Here is a 14,428-nt window from a genome sequence, read left to right on the forward strand (position 1 = left end):
GAACATGTCCGACGACCAGCACACTCCGAACTTCGAAACGCTCGCGATCCGCACTCAGTCGGCCATTACGCCGGAGCGTGAACACTCCGTGCCGCTGTTCCTGACGTCGAGCTTCCGGTTCGACGATGCCGAGCACGCGCGGGCGCTCTTCACCGAAGAAGTGAGCGGCAATGTCTACAGTCGCTATGCCAACCCGAACACCGACGAGTTCGTTCGGAAGTTGTGCCTGCTCGAAGGCGGCGAGGATGGCATCGCGACGGCCTCCGGTATGTCGGCGGTGTTCACCGCACTGGCGGCGAAGGTATCGGCGGGCGACCACATCGTGGCTTCGCGGGCGCTCTTCGGGTCAACGCACCAGATCCTGACGCGAGTGCTGCCCAAGTGGGGCGTGACCGCCGATTATGCCGACGTCAGCGATCCCGATTCCTGGGAGCGCCTGATCCGTCCCAACACGCGACTGCTGTTCGTGGAGACCCCGAGCAATCCGGGGCTAGAGCTGATCGACCTGGCATGGCTGGGCCAGTTGGCGCTGGCACGGGGCATCCCCCTCGTCGTCGACAATTGCTTCGCCACGCCCTATCTGCAGCGCCCACTGACGCTGGGAGCCAGCGTGGTGGTGCACTCGGCGACCAAGTACATCGACGGTCAGGGCCGGGCGCTGGGCGGCGCCATCATCGGCAACCGGGAGTATCTCGCCGACTGCCGGTTCTTCGCCCGTCATACCGGACCCGCCATGAGCGCCTTCAATGCCTGGCTGCTGTCCAAGTCGCTGGAGACGCTGGCCGTGCGGATGGACCGTCACTGCGCGAACGCGCTGACGATCGCCCGACATTTCGAGGGCCATCCAGCCGTGGAATCGGTGCGCTACCCGTTTCTGCCGTCACACCCCCAGCATGATTTGGCGCAGCGGCAGATGTCGCAGGGCGGTGGCATCGTTGTGCTGGTGCTCAAGGGCGGACTGGCCGCCGGTCGCCGTTTTCTCGATGGCGTGCAACTGGTGTCACACTCTGCGAACCTCGGCGACACGCGCACCATTGTTACACACCCGGCATCCACGACGCACAGCAAGCTGACGGGCGACGAGCGCGCAGCGGTGGCCATCACAGATGGACTCATTCGCGTGAGTGTGGGCCTCGAGCACACCGACGACATCATCGCAGATCTGGAACGGGCGCTGGCTGCAGCATAGACGGTTGAGCCAACCAATTGCCACACCCGGCCCGTCCAAAGTACAGCAGGTCACTTGGATGGCGCGTAGTCACTCACGGCCGGCGTCCCGCTCCAGCAGAATGGTGACAGGCCCATCGTTGATGAGTTCGACGTCCATCATGGCGCCAAACTCGCCCGTCTCCACCTGAAGCCCCCGCTGTCGCAAACCCCTCACGAACTGGTTATATAACAACTCAGCTGGCTCGGGTTTGGCTGCATCGATGAAGCTTGGGCGGCGCCCCTTTCGGACGTCGCCATAGAGGGTGAACTGCGATACCACGAGCAGTGCACCGCCCTGTTCCACGATGTCCCGATTCATCCGCTGCTCCTCGTCCGGGAACAGACGGAGACCGATGACTTTTTCCGTCATCCATTCGAGCTCCGCGACGGTATCACCATGGGTGAAACCGACCAGCAGCAGATATCCGGCATGAATCCGGCCGGAAACCCGAATAGGGCTTTCGGACGATTCCGCGCGAATGCGGACTTCAGCAGACTTCACTCGTTGGAGTAGTATTCGCATAGCATAGAGTTTGGCCCCGGTCCCGTGAACACGAAAGACCAGGGACATTGCAATCAACGACCGCCGTGCAACCACGTCTTGCTCTCCATTTCGATCTGACGCCGCGTTCTGCGGCGACGGATGCCGATGCTGCGTTCCTCGCCGCGTGTGTGGCGTGGCTTGGGCTGGATCAGGGACAGCCACTGTCCTGGGATTCGCCCTCCAACCACACTCTTGATGGCGGCCGCATCCTCCGCTGGGCGCCGTACCGGAATGACGGCGCGTCGTTGGCCGATATCGTCGTCCACGCGCCGGATCCGCTCGATCGCTCCCTGCAGTGGTCCACGCATGTCACCTATGTCGCGTCGCAGAACGCAGCCGGTGCAATCCACCGCCAGGTGAACATCCGCGTCGGGACGGAAGGTGGCGCGCCCAACGGTGCTCCGCCGCCAGTGCGTCCGCCGCGCCTGCTGTCCGAGCTCGACGCCACGTTCACGCTCGTCTCCAACGACGGCCCCCTGCAGCGCACGCCGACGCAGCTCGAAGCGGGAACGCTCGATGCGTTCGTGCGTTTTGTGCTGTGCGACCCGGCCCGTACCATGCCGGTGCTGCTCCTCACGGAGCTGCCGGACGGTGGGTATGTGCTGCCGCCGGAGCAGTTTGCGGCCGAGATGTTCGGCCTCGGTCTCTGCTTCCAGCTGCGCCACGCTGACACATTCGCCCTCTCCGACGCCGTGGGTGGCCACGCCCGCAGCGTGTTCCTCGGCTCGGCCCGTGCCTACCTGCCCGGCTTCACGCTCGAAGCCGATCCGTTCCAGCACCCGCTGGTCCTGGCCCGCGCCCTCGCGCTGCCCGGTGAGCGTCGCCGCCTCGTGCAGCGTCTCGCCGAAGTGTCGGTGCAGCGTCCGTTCTCCGATCCGGTCGTCGCCGACACCCTGCGCGACCTGCGCAGTGCGGCCTACAGCAAGCGGCCCGATGCCACGGAAGCCCTCGCGGCGGCCGAGTCGGGCGTCGAGATGGACAAGACGCAGCTCATCGCGATCGTGCGCCAGCTCGAAGAAGCGGTCCGTGCGGCCGAAGGTGAGCTGGCCCGCACCCGCGAGCGCCTGAACGAATCGCGGCAGTCGCTCGAGGCTGAGCGCTCCTCCGCCCGTTCACTGCGCACCACCCTGGCCGCCCTCAAGGAACGCCAGCCGATCTCCAAGCCGGCCAGCGACGCACCGCAGTCCGTGCTGGAAGCGGTCGAGCGGGCGCAGGCGCTGTACTCCGACGCGCTGCGCATCCTGCCGTCGGCGTTCACGTCCTCGCGTGACTCCGAGTTCCCCGATCCCGATACGGCCTGGTCGTATCTCAAGGCACTCGGCGAAGTGGGCCGTCGTCGTCAGGACCGCGCCCTCAGCCGTCCGCTGGGTGAGGTCTTCGCCGATCTGGGTGTCGACTACTCCCCGGGTCCGAGCGATCCGGCGCGCAAGACGCCGTACATCTTCCGCGACAGCGATCGCGAAGTCGAATGTGCGGACCAGCTGCGCAAGGGCAGCAACCCGGTGACGTGCCTGCGCATCTACTTTGCGTCCACCGAAGACGGCGGTTTTGTCATCGGACACGTCGGCCGTCAGATCGACGTGATCGCCCGCGCGGCGGCCAGCGAAGACTGATTGGTACAGTACAAACGAAAGCGGGGCGACGGGCACTTGGCTCGTCGCCCCGCTTTCTTTTTGTCACCGCCACATCCGGGCGATCAGGGAGCGGTCTCGTGGAACTGCACGTTCGTCTCGTGCTGCAACGCGCGACGCAGTGCCCACTGATCCTGGAACAACACGACGATATTGCCCTTGTGGTCGTACACCTTCATGCGACCGAGGCCAGTCGCCACACGCTCGACGTCGGCCGGTTTGCCGGTGAGCCACCGCGGCCAGCGATAGGTCATCTTCTCGAATTTGCACGGCGCCGAGTATTCGTACTCGAGCCGGAATGCCATCACGTCGAACTGCAGCTGACCGACTGCTCCTACGATGGGCTGCGCACCCGCACTGGTTTCGGCAAAGAACACCTGAGCGGCGCCTTCTTCGGTGAGCTGACGCAGGCCGATGTCGAACTGCTTGCGCTTCATCGGGTCGGCCGGCATGGCCCGCGCAAAGTGCTCCGGTGCAAACCGGGGAATGCCCTGGAATTCCATCTTGCCGTCACCGCCCAGCGTGTCACCGATGCGGAGATTGCCGCGATCCATCACGCCGATCACGTCACCGGGCCATGCTTCCTCGATGGCCACGCGATCGCGGGCCATGAATTGCTGCGGCGCCGCCAATCGCATCGGCTTGCCGGTACGCTGGTGCACGACCTGCATGCCGGCTTCGAAGTGACCCGAGACAATGCGCAGAAACGCCACACGATCGCGATGCTTGGGATCCATGTTCGCCTGAATCTTGAACACAAAGCCTGTAAAGTCACGCCGCCCCGGTGCAACCGGACCGGCGCTCGACTCACGCGGTCCCGGGGGAGGTGCCAGCTCGAGGAATTCGCGCAGGAACGGCTCGATACCGAAGTTCGTCAGCGCCGAGCCAAAGAAGACCGGCGTGAGCGATCCGTCGATGACTCGCTCGTGCTCGTAGGTGTGCCCTGCCGCGTCGAGCAGTTCGATGTCGGTCATCAGGCGATCGAAGGCCGACTCACCCATCGCCTCGATGAGTTGCGGGTCGTCGATGCTGACGATGGTGTCATCGGCTCGCGTCGCGCCGCGGTCGCCGCTGCGTTCGAAGAGGTGCACTTCGCGCTTGAGGCGATCGTACACACCCACGAAGACGTCATTCTCGAACACGGGCCAGGTGGCCGCAAAGCAGTCGATGCCAAGGTCTGCCTCGACATCCTGAATCAGCTTGAGCGGATCTTCGCCATGCCGGTCACACTTGTTGACCAGCGTGAAGATGGGCGTGCGCCGCATCTTGCACACATCGAACAGCTGCCGCGTGCGCTCTTCCACGCCGCGGCGATTGTCGAGCAGCATGATGGCGCTGTCGGCGGCGACCAGCGTGCGGTAAGTGTCTTCGGAGAAGTCTTCGTGACCGGGCGTGTCGAGCAGGTTGAGCTGGTAGCCCAGAAACTCGAACTGCAGCACCGAGCTGGTGACCGAGATGCCGCGCTCCTGCTCGAGCTTCATCCAGTCGGACGTAGCGTGCCGGGTGGCACGCCGAGCCTTCACCGAGCCGGCCAGGTGGATGGCACCGCCGTACAGCAGCAGCTTTTCGGTGAGTGTGGTCTTGCCGGCGTCAGGGTGCGAAATGATCGCAAACGTGCGACGGCGGGCGATCTCCCGCTCGAGGCGGGAATCGTCCACTGGACCACCGGCGGTTTCCGCAGGAAGCTCCGGCGGCAGCTCGGGGGAAAGTTCAGGCGTGACAGCATCGGTCATAGCCTTGAAAGATAGCGGCTTCCTGAGGCGATTTGGGGGGCGGGCTGCTGTCCCCCGAAGGATCAGTCGGCCAGCTCGTCCAGCGTCCGCGGGAAGTCGCCCTTGAGCAGCCGGGACAGGGCGCGGTCGGCGAGCACCCGCCCGCCGGTCTGGCAGCGCGCGCAGTAGTTGGTCTCGTTGTCTGCGTAGCGAATGCGTTGCACGGGAGCGCCGCACACAGGACACGGTTTCCCGTAGCGGCCATGCACGGCCATGGCGTCATGGAAGGCCGTCACGGTCTCCGGGAAGGCCTCACCTGCCTCGACCCGCAAACGATCGGTCCAGCTGGCGAGTGTGGCCTGCATGGCGCCGTGCAGGCGGGCGATCTGGTCGTCGGTCAGCTTGCTGGTGAGCACCATTGGCGAGAGCTGCGCGGCATGCAGCATCTCGTCGGAATAGGCATTGCCGATGCCACTCATGAGCCGCGGATCGGTGAGTGACCGCTTGATCGTGTGGTTCTCGGACCGAAGCATGTTTCCGAATTCGGCCACACTGCAGGTCATCGGCTCGAGACCGCCGCGATCGAAGCGTTGAAGTGCCTCGTGCCCCTGCACCGCATGCAACGAGGCCCGGCGCTTGGTGCCAGCCTCGGTGAGATACAGGGTGCCATGTGGGAACGTGAGGCTGGCGAGTGCCAACTTGCCGGCAATGCGCTTACCTGGTGCGCGCCAACGCAGGCGGCCGGCAATCATGAGATGCAGGACGAGAAAGTGCTCGGACTCGAAGACGAGTACGATACGCTTGCCAAGCCGGTGCACGCCCACGATGGGCCGTCCGGTGAATGCGGACAGCGGCGGCTCCACCGATCGCAGCACAAACGGATTGTGCACCACCACCGCTTCCGGCGTGTGATTCACCACCGTGGCCGTCAGACGCTCCACATAGACGGTGATATCCGGCAACTCGGGCATCACCAATCCTGCGAGGAAGACAAGGAAGAGGCCAGAGCGGCCTTCTCGGTTCAGATATCTGCGGTCAGATATCGGAGGTCAGATGTCAGAGGTCCGATATCTGACGGAGATAGATGAATGAGAGACCAGACCGTCCTAGATGTCAGAAGCCTGAGCACTGGCGCCGGCCGCGGTTCGTGCGCGACACGGGCACAGATGCCAGACGCCAGACGCCAGACGACAGAACCCCCGGCATCGCGACCTGCGACACCGGGGGCTCCCGATTCATCACAACGGGGCATCGACGCACACGACAGCCCGCCCCGTGCACTCAGACCTCTCACCATCTACGAAGGTCTGATCTCCCACCATCTATAATCCGTCGGATCTCTGTACTCCGACATCTCCCTAACTGACATCTGGACCCGGCTCTCGAGAGTGCCGTCCCTGTCCCGTTATTCCACCGTGACACTCTTCGCCAGGTTGCGCGGCTGGTCCACATTGCAGCCTCGCTTCACCGCGATGTAGTACGCCAGCAGTTGTAGCGGCACCGATGCCAGGATCGGCGTGAGCAGATCGATCGTCTCGGGCACGCGGAACTCATAGTCCAGCTTGCCCACCAACGAGGGCTCGTCGCGGGTGGTGATGGCGATGATCTTGCCCTTGCGTGCCTTCACCTCCTGAATGTTCGACGTGATCTTGTCGAACACCGAGTCGTGCGGCGCGATGCACACCACCGGCATCATTTCGTCGATGAGCGCGATGGGGCCGTGCTTCATCTCGGCGGCCGGATAGCCTTCCGCGTGGATGTACGAAATTTCCTTGAGCTTGAGCGCGCCTTCGAGCGCGGCCGGGAAGTTGTAGCCGCGGCCCAGGTACAGGAAGTTCGACGCGCGCTTGAACTCCTCGGCGACTTCTTCGATCTCGCCGGCACGATCAAGGATGCTCTGGATCTGCTCGGGCAGCTTGGCCAGCGCCTGCGCGACTTCACGGCCGCGCTGCACACTCATGTCGCGCAGGCGCGCCAGCTTGAGCGTGAACAGCGCGAGTGCGACTACCTGGCTGGTGAACGCCTTCGTGGACGCCACACCGATTTCCGGACCGGCGTGCAGATAGATGCCACCGTCGTCCTCGCGCGCGATCGTCGAGCCGACCACGTTGACCAGGCCCAGCGTACGCGCGCCACGGCGCTTGGCTTCGCGCATGGCGGCCAGCGTGTCCGCCGTCTCGCCGGACTGCGAAATCACGATGCACAGCGTGCGCGGCGTGACGATCGGGTTCCGGTAGCGGAACTCCGAGGCGTATTCGACTTCCACCGGGATCCGGCACAGCTCTTCGATCATCATCTCGCCAATGAGCGCTGAGTGCCAACTGGTACCGCAGGCCGTGATGATGATGTTGTCGACCGCGAGCAGGTCTTCCTTGGGGATGTTCAGGCCACCGAGCTTGGAGAAGCCTTCCTCGAGGATGAGACGCCCACGCATGGTGTTTTCCACCGTCGTCGGCTGCTCGAAGATTTCCTTCAGCATGAAGTGCGGATAGCCGCCGCGCTCGATCTGCGCGAGATCCCACTCGATGCGCGTGACCGGCTTTTCCTGCAGCGTGGAGTCGAGGTCGACCACCTTGTAGCCGTCGCGCGTGAGCACGGCGATGTCGCCATCGTCCAGGTACACCACGTGACGGGTGTGCGACAGAATCGCCGACGCGTCGGATGCGATGTAGTACTCGCCCTCGCCGATGCCGAGCAGGAGCGGGCTACCCTTGCGGGCGGCCACGATCTTCTCTTTCTCGTCGCTGGAGATCACGGCGATGCCGTAGGTACCGTCCACCTGACTGAGCGCCTCGATCACCGCAGCCTCGAGGTTGCCGGCATACGCGGCCTCGATCAGGTGCGCGAGCACTTCGGTGTCCGTGTCCGACTTGAACACGTAACCGCGCGATTCCAGGCCCGCCTTGAGCACCGTGGCGTTCTCGATGATGCCGTTGTGCACCACGGCGATCTTGCCGTTCTGGCTCACGTGCGGGTGTGCATTCGTCTCATTTGGCGGACCATGCGTGGCCCAGCGCGTATGCGCGATGCCCATGGTGCCCACCGGTGGATCCGCTGCGATGACGGACTCGAGGCGCGAAATCTTGCCGGCTGCACGCCGCGTCTCGACCCCCTTGCCGTTCATGATCGCGACACCGGCCGAGTCATAGCCGCGATACTCGAGGCGCTTGAGCCCCTCGATCAGCATCGGTGTGGCGATCCGGTCACCTACGTAGCCAACAATTCCGCACATGGTCGGTCAGGTCAGAGGGAGACGAGCGCGTCGAGCGGCTCGCGGGCCTGCGAAATCAGATGACGCGCCGCCACGTCGGTTGGTGCTTCGGCAATCACGCGTACGATCGGCTCGGTGCCCGACGGGCGCAGGTGCACCCAACGGTCAGGCCAGTCGAGACGCAGACCGTCCTGCGTATCAGCAGCGGCATCGGGGAAGGCCGCGCGCAGTGCGGCATACACCGTATCGAGTGGTGCGTCGGGGCGATCGAGCTTGTCCTTCACGATCACATAGCGAGGACGATCCGCCACGAGTGCCGACAACGGCCGGCCCTCTTCGAGCATCACCTGCAGCATGAGCGCGGCACCCACCGGGGCGTCCCGTCCGAGATGCAACTCTGGCAGAATCACGCCGCCATTGCCTTCGCCACCGATGGTCGCACCAGCATCACGCATGGCCAGCGCCACGTTCACTTCACCCACACTGGCGAAGTGAAACGGCACGCCGAGTTCATGCGCCACATCCGACACCACCTTGCTGGTGGACAGGTTGGTCACCACGGGGCCGGGACGATGGCGCAGCACCGTACGCGCGGCAAACGCCAGCGTGTAGTCCTCACCCGGTGCCTTGCCGTCATCGAGCACCAACGCCAGGCGATCGACATCAGGGTCCGTCGCAAAACCGATATCGGCATTCGAACCACGCACCAACGCCTCGAGTTCGCCGAGATTCTCGGCGACCGGCTCGGGCGGGCGATGGAAGCGGCCGTCGGCTTCCATGTTGATCGCGTACACTTCGCAGCCCAGCTCTGTCAGCAGGGCCGGCATGATCACGCTGCCGGCGCCGTGGCAGCAGTCGAGCGCCACGCGGAATCCGCGCGCACGAATGCCCTCGACGTCGAGCCATGGCAACGCCAACACCTGGGCGATGTGGCGATCGATCGCCTCGTCATCACGCTCGATGCGACCGAGTTGATCCCACGTTGCACGCGGAATGCCGCTGTCGAGCAGCGAACGCATCTCTGCGCCTTCAGCAGCGGAGAGAAAGAGCCCCGTGGGTCCGATGAACTTGAGCGCGTTCCACTCGATCGGGTTGTGGCTCGCCGTGATGCCAAGCCCGCCGGCAGCGTGGTGATGTTCGACGGCGAGCTGAATGGTCGGCGTCGGGACCATACCGATGTCGATGACCGTGCAACCAACCGACTCGAGCGCACCATGCACGATGCGCGTGAACATCGGTCCTGAAACACGGCTGTCACGGCCCACCACGACCCGACGGTTGCCCGTGCGCGACGCCCACGCCCCAAAAGCTGCCGCGAAGGTCGCGACCACTTCCGGCGTCAGCGCGTCACCCACCCGGCCCCGCACTCCCGACACACTCACCATCAACCCATCAAACGCCATGAGGCTCCTCGGCTCTGAATTCCACCCACCACCCGGCAATCGTTCAAGCTAGGTGTGTCACACGACGGGAACCACGGGGTTCCCCGCGTGACACGGCTGACTCCGCCATGATCGTGTCAGGGAGCCGGAAGTGGCCTCATGCAGCGAACCGGGAAACAGCGCGTCTGGAATAGGACGCGCAGAGGTGATACGCGTTACAGTGACGGAACCACCTCCCACTTTGGCCGCTCGCCCGGATATCGTGGATCATGTCCGATCCGCTTGCCCTCTTCTCCCTCGCCCTTGCTGCCGGCGGGGGTCGTCTCGACGGTGTCGAGGTGGCCCGTTCCGTGGCCGCAGGGATCACACTGCTGCAGCGCAGCGCCCCGCTCGTGCGCGCGTTGTCCGGCAAACGAGCGGCGGCGGTCCTGCCTGGCGGAAGTCTCCTGCTCACCGCCCTTGCTGCCTCCGACGGCCGGGGGTTGGTGTGGGTCGACCCAGCCACCGCATCTGATGCCATGGTGACTGAGATGAACCGGCACGATGCAGGCGCCGTGTTCACCACATTCGAGATCGCCGAGCGACTCATGCCCCTCGTGTCGTCGGCAAGGCCCTTGGTGCTGCTCGACCAGGCACCCGCGCACGCGACGGTGCACCTGCCAGACCGCGCCATTGCGGTGGATCTGGGCTCACACTTCGGACTGTCGCTCGAAGGCGACCGCGAAGCTGAGGGACGGGATGAAGAGTGCCTGCTGCACGATGGGCAGGTGCACACCCACCGGAGCCTGCTGCACGAAGCGCGTGCGTTCGGGCGTAGTGCGGCACTGACCCCGGTTGATCGCACCTGCACCATCATGCCACACGCGAACGTCGATCTGCTGGTCGCGGGCGTGGCCGCGCCCCTGCTCTTCGGTGGCGAGGTGTTCGTCACCCCGCAGGAGGACGTCGCGCACATCCGCGAGATCGCAGCGACGCGCCTGGTTGGCTCAGGCCACGATCTGCAGGTGCGTCTGACGCCGCACTGACCAATCGGGCAGTGGGAAGTTCTGCCGTTCCATGGCGCGTTCGAAGGCGGCCACACACTGCGGATCGAACTGGGTACCCGAACAGCGGCGCAACTCCTCGATGGCGTCGGCCACCGGCATACCGTCACGATACGGCCGGCCGCTGGTCATCGCATCGAACGAGTCCGCGACCGCGGTGATACGCGCTTCGAGTGGAATTTCGCCGCCACGCAGTGCGTCCGGTGTGCCACGCCCGTCGAACCGCTCATGGTGGGACCGCACCACCGCCAGCGCATGCGGCATCTCGTGCAGCAGTGGCGACAGCAACCGCCAGCCGATCACGGGATGCTCCATGACATGCTGATACTCATCGTCCGTGAGTGCGCCGTCCTTGTTCAGGATGTCCTCGCGCACACCGATCTTGCCGATGTCGTGCAACCGACTGCCCAACTCCAACTGCTCGAGACGGGGCGACGTGACACCCAACTCACGCGCGATGGCCACGGCATAGCGTGACACACGCGTGGAATGCCCCCACGTGTACGCGTCCTTCACTTCGAGCGCATCCGCCAGCGACTGCAGCGATGCGACGAAGAGTTCCTCGTAGCGGCGTGCCTGCAGCGATACCCGCTCTTCCAGATGATCGCGGTAGGCCTGATTCTCCAGCAGCAGGCGGCGCTTCTCCAGCGCCTGCGCCACACGCGCGCTCACTTCCTCGATCGTGAACGGCTTGGTGAGGTAGTCCAGCGCGCCGGCATCGAGGCAGCGCACAGCCAGGTTCACGTCCGACATCGCGGTGATCATGACCACCGCCGTATTCGACCAACGCTCGCGGATCTGCCGCAGCAGTTCGGCGCCGTCCATCCCCGGCATGTGAAAGTCCGAGAGCACCAACGGCACCGACTCGGTGGCGAGGAGTTCCAGCGCTTCACTGCCCGACGCCGCTTCGAGGCACTCGAAACCCTCGGCCGTCATCAGACGGCGCAGGATGCCGCGCATCGCGCGCTCATCGTCCACGATGAGACAACGGCGCAGCTCACCCGTGAGGGCGTATTGCATCCGCATCAGGCCGCCGGCTTGGGATCGCGCGGCCACTCGGGCCAGGTCACGACGGGCGGTTCGGCCGCACTCACCAGACGCATGCCACCCTTGGTGGCGTGCGCGTGCGTCACCTGCACTGCTCGCCCCGGGGCGGCCGAGCGGCTAGCTTCCCGCGGCAACTCTCCCCGAACGACACGAAGCCCATGACGCGCATTTACGACGAAGATCTTGCGGGTGGCCTCGCCACGCGCGCCATCCACGCTGGCCAGCGCCCCGACGAAGTCTCTGGTGCCATCATGACGCCGCTCTACCTCACGTCCACCTACGTGCAGGAGAGTATCGGCGTCAACAAGGGGTACGAGTACGCTCGCGGAAAGAACCCCACGCGCCAGGCGCTTGAGCGCAACGTGGCGACGCTGGAAGGGGGCCGGCACGGCTTCGCCTTCAGCAGCGGTATGGGATGCCTCGATTCGATCATGAAGCTGTTCCGCGCCGGGGACCACATTGTGTGCGCCGAAAATGTCTACGGCGGCACCTTCCGGCTGTTCGATCGAATCCTGCGCCATCTGGGGTTGTCCTTCTCATACGTGGACACCAGTGACCCACAGCTGGTGGCCGAGGCCATGACACCGGCCACGCGGGCGCTCCTCGTGGAGACGCCGACCAATCCACTGATGCGGCTCACTGATCTTCGTGCCATGAGCGACATCGCCAAGCGGCACCAGGCCCTGCTCATCGTGGACAACACCTTCGCGACGCCGGTTTTCCAGCGCCCGTTGGAGCTCGGTGCCGATATCGTCTGGCACTCGACCACGAAGTACATCAACGGTCACTCTGATATGATCGGCGGCCTCGCGGTGGTTCTTGAGGACGACCTCGCGGATCGGCTGCAGTTCATTCTGAACGCCGCGGGCGCCGTGCCGGGTCCGTTCGATGCCTGGCTGGCCCTGCGCGGCACCAAGACGCTGCCGCTGCGCATGAAGCAGCACGACATCAATGGTCGGGCCGTGGCCAACTTCCTCCTCGGTCGCTTGGGTGAGGAGCGGGTGATTTACCCTGGCCTCGAACACCACCCGCACCATGAGCTCGCCAAGCAGCAGATGTCGGCGTTCGGCGGCATGATGACACTCGAGCTCGGCTCGATCGACAACGCGCGCAAGTTCCTCGAACGGGTCCGCGTTTTCTCACTCGCGGAATCCCTGGGCGGCGTGGAAAGCCTGACCAACCACCCGTTCTCGATGACCCACGGTTCGGTGCCGGCTGAGGTGAAGCAGGCCATGGGCCTCACGGATGGCATGGTGCGGCTGTCGTGCGGCATCGAGGACGCTGAAGATCTGATCGCGGACCTCGAGTACGCGCTGGAAGGGTTGTGCGTCGCGGGGGGCGGGTTTGGGGGTGAACGGCCGGGCCTCGAGTCGCGAGACCCGGGTCCCGGGGCCCGCAACCCCGCCGTTCCCCCCCAAACCCGCCCACCCGCAACCCGCCACCGCCGTCTGGAACCTCCAGACGGCGGCGCCGTAGTGTCTCCCATGCCTACCCCGCTTACCCAGATCTCGTCGGTCACCTGGGAGCACCCAGCCGACCGCGCGGCGCTGCAGACCCTGCGCGCCCTTCCCGGTTTCGATGAAGTCGTCCGCAAGATCGCCAGCGTCTTCGGCGAGCGCGGTGTCCGAAACCTCTTCCTCGGCGATGCCGTCCTCGTCGGCCCGTCGCAGCGCCCCCGCCTGCACGCCCTGTATCAGGAAGTGCTGGCGACGATGGACTGGCCCAATGCCGGCCTGCCCGCGCCGCAGCTCTACGTAGCGCAGACGCCCATCGCGAACGCCGGTGCGGTTGGCTTCGACCAGCCGTTCATCGTGATCAGCTCCGGCACGCTCGAACTGCTGGAGCCCGAAGAGCAGCGCTTTGTGCTGGCGCAGCAGCTCGGCCACATCATGACCGGGCGCACGACCTATCGCACCATCGCGCTCATCGTGCTGTTCTTCGGCATGAGTGCCCTGCCGCTGCTGGCGTCGATCGCGTTGCTGCCCTTTCAGCTCGCCCTGCTCGAGTGGTACCGCAAGTCGGAGCTCTCGGCTGACCGGGCCGGCATGCTCGGCACACAGGATCCGCGCGCCAGTCTCATGACGTTCCTCAAGCTGGCCGGTGGACGGGCTGACGGGGACAGCATCGATCTTGATGCGTACCTCGCGCAGGCGGCCGACTACGAGCTTGGCGGCACCGCGTGGGACAGCGTCCTCAAGGCCCTCAACACCGCCCTGCGTGAGCATCCGTTCCACACGGTGCGGGCGGGCGAGCTGCGGCGCTGGGAGCAGACCGGTGCCTATACCACCATCGTGGGCGGCGACTACATCCGCCGTGGCTCTGAAGCCGAGCGACCGCTGCGGGAGGACATCAAGGACGCGCGCGACTACTACGCCGACAAGGCCAAGGCCGCCGCGGAGACGGTGGGTGACGTGATCAATCGCGCCGCCGACGCCTTCCGCGATGCCTTCCGCGCCGCGGCGACCGCCACCTCGGCGGCGGCCGGGGATTCGGGGCCGGGTGATGCGCCGCCGCCGCCGGCACCTCCGCCACCGCCAGCTCCGCCGACGAACTAGGACGGGTCCGGGTCGCGGGTTTAGTGTTCCGGGGTGAACTGCCGGGTTGCGGGTCTTGGGTTTCGCGTTTCGCGGAGCCGTCGGCCCAACACCG

10 protein-coding genes and 1 pseudogene are annotated in these 14,428 nt (G+C 65.2%); 5 read left to right on the forward strand and 6 right to left on the reverse strand.

The window, feature by feature from the left end:
• Positions 1–4: 4 nt before the first annotated feature.
• On the forward strand, positions 5–1,189 hold the full coding sequence (locus VGE27_RS05425) for a trans-sulfuration enzyme family protein (RefSeq protein ID WP_331048618.1): 1,185 nt from the start codon (positions 5–7) through the stop codon (positions 1,187–1,189).
• A 69-nt stretch (positions 1,190–1,258) separates the two neighbouring features.
• On the opposite strand, the gene dtd is transcribed toward VGE27_RS05425, so the two are convergent.
• On the reverse strand, positions 1,259–1,732 hold the full coding sequence (dtd, locus tag VGE27_RS05430; RefSeq protein ID WP_345787986.1) for a D-aminoacyl-tRNA deacylase: 474 nt from the start codon (positions 1,730–1,732) through the stop codon (positions 1,259–1,261).
• 65 nt (positions 1,733–1,797) lie between these two features.
• Here dtd and VGE27_RS05435 point away from each other — a divergent pair, with 65 nt between their 5' ends.
• Positions 1,798–3,366, forward strand: a complete 1,569-nt coding sequence (locus VGE27_RS05435) for a hypothetical protein (protein ID WP_331048620.1) — start codon at positions 1,798–1,800, stop codon at positions 3,364–3,366.
• Positions 3,367–3,449: 83 nt separating this feature from the next.
• Here the strand turns inward: VGE27_RS05435 and VGE27_RS05440 are convergent, their stop codons facing one another.
• The 4 genes from VGE27_RS05440 to glmM all read right to left on the reverse strand — a co-directional run bounded on the left by VGE27_RS05440 (position 3,450) and on the right by glmM (position 9,710).
• Positions 3,450–5,117: a peptide chain release factor 3 gene (locus VGE27_RS05440; protein WP_331048621.1), complete on the reverse strand. Its 1,668-nt coding sequence runs from the start codon at positions 5,115–5,117 to the stop codon at positions 3,450–3,452.
• Between the two features lie 62 nt (positions 5,118–5,179).
• Positions 5,180–6,067: an Fpg/Nei family DNA glycosylase gene (locus VGE27_RS05445; protein ID WP_331048622.1), complete on the reverse strand. Its 888-nt coding sequence runs from the start codon at positions 6,065–6,067 to the stop codon at positions 5,180–5,182.
• A 434-nt stretch (positions 6,068–6,501) separates the two neighbouring features.
• Entirely contained in the window at positions 6,502–8,328 is a 1,827-nt protein-coding gene (gene glmS, locus VGE27_RS05450; protein WP_331048623.1) for a glutamine--fructose-6-phosphate transaminase (isomerizing), read from the reverse strand.
• Positions 8,329–8,339: 11 nt separating this feature from the next.
• Positions 8,340–9,710 carry a phosphoglucosamine mutase gene (gene glmM, locus VGE27_RS05455; protein WP_331048624.1) on the reverse strand — a complete coding sequence of 457 codons (1,371 nt, stop codon included), beginning with the start codon at positions 9,708–9,710 and terminating at the stop codon, positions 8,340–8,342.
• Positions 9,711–9,958: 248 nt separating this feature from the next.
• Here glmM and VGE27_RS05460 point away from each other — a divergent pair, with 248 nt between their 5' ends.
• Complete coding sequence (locus VGE27_RS05460; RefSeq protein ID WP_331048625.1) at positions 9,959–10,714, forward strand: hypothetical protein; 756 nt, start codon at positions 9,959–9,961, stop codon at positions 10,712–10,714.
• Here the strand turns inward: VGE27_RS05460 and VGE27_RS05465 are convergent.
• On the reverse strand, positions 10,676–11,758 hold the full coding sequence (locus tag VGE27_RS05465) for an HD domain-containing phosphohydrolase (protein ID WP_331048626.1): 1,083 nt from the start codon (positions 11,756–11,758) through the stop codon (positions 10,676–10,678). The genes VGE27_RS05460 and VGE27_RS05465 overlap by 39 nt on opposite strands.
• Positions 11,759–11,937: 179 nt before the next feature.
• Here VGE27_RS05465 and VGE27_RS19465 point away from each other — a divergent pair.
• Positions 11,938–13,095: pseudogene (locus tag VGE27_RS19465) on the forward strand (trans-sulfuration enzyme family protein); the annotation flags it as partial.
• Positions 13,096–13,263: 168 nt separating this feature from the next.
• Positions 13,264–14,334 carry a M48 family metallopeptidase gene (locus VGE27_RS19470; RefSeq protein WP_345787987.1) on the forward strand — a complete coding sequence of 357 codons (1,071 nt, stop codon included), beginning with the start codon at positions 13,264–13,266 and terminating at the stop codon, positions 14,332–14,334.
• Positions 14,335–14,428 lie beyond the last annotated feature (94 nt).

This window comes from Gemmatimonas sp., from assembly GCF_036405635.1.
In the GTDB taxonomy this organism is placed as follows: domain Bacteria; phylum Gemmatimonadota; class Gemmatimonadetes; order Gemmatimonadales; family Gemmatimonadaceae; genus Gemmatimonas.

What these genes read in the sequence shown, in the direction of transcription:
- VGE27_RS05440 (WP_331048621.1), bottom strand. Translation starts at nt 5,117, where the DNA reads ATGACCGATGCTGTCACGCCTGAACTTTCCCCCGAGCTGCCGCCGGAG.
- VGE27_RS19470 (WP_345787987.1), top strand. Translation starts at nt 13,264, where the DNA reads ATGCCTACCCCGCTTACCCAGATCTCGTCGGTCACCTGGGAGCACCCA.
- glmM (WP_331048624.1), bottom strand. Translation starts at nt 9,710, where the DNA reads ATGGCGTTTGATGGGTTGATGGTGAGTGTGTCGGGAGTGCGGGGCCGG.
- glmS (WP_331048623.1), bottom strand. Translation starts at nt 8,328, where the DNA reads ATGTGCGGAATTGTTGGCTACGTAGGTGACCGGATCGCCACACCGATG.
- VGE27_RS05425 (WP_331048618.1), top strand. Translation starts at nt 5, where the DNA reads ATGTCCGACGACCAGCACACTCCGAACTTCGAAACGCTCGCGATCCGC.
- VGE27_RS05460 (WP_331048625.1), top strand. Translation starts at nt 9,959, where the DNA reads ATGTCCGATCCGCTTGCCCTCTTCTCCCTCGCCCTTGCTGCCGGCGGG.
- VGE27_RS05465 (WP_331048626.1), bottom strand. Translation starts at nt 11,758, where the DNA reads ATGCGGATGCAATACGCCCTCACGGGTGAGCTGCGCCGTTGTCTCATC.
- dtd (WP_345787986.1), bottom strand. Translation starts at nt 1,732, where the DNA reads ATGCGAATACTACTCCAACGAGTGAAGTCTGCTGAAGTCCGCATTCGC.
- VGE27_RS05445 (WP_331048622.1), bottom strand. Translation starts at nt 6,067, where the DNA reads ATGCCCGAGTTGCCGGATATCACCGTCTATGTGGAGCGTCTGACGGCC.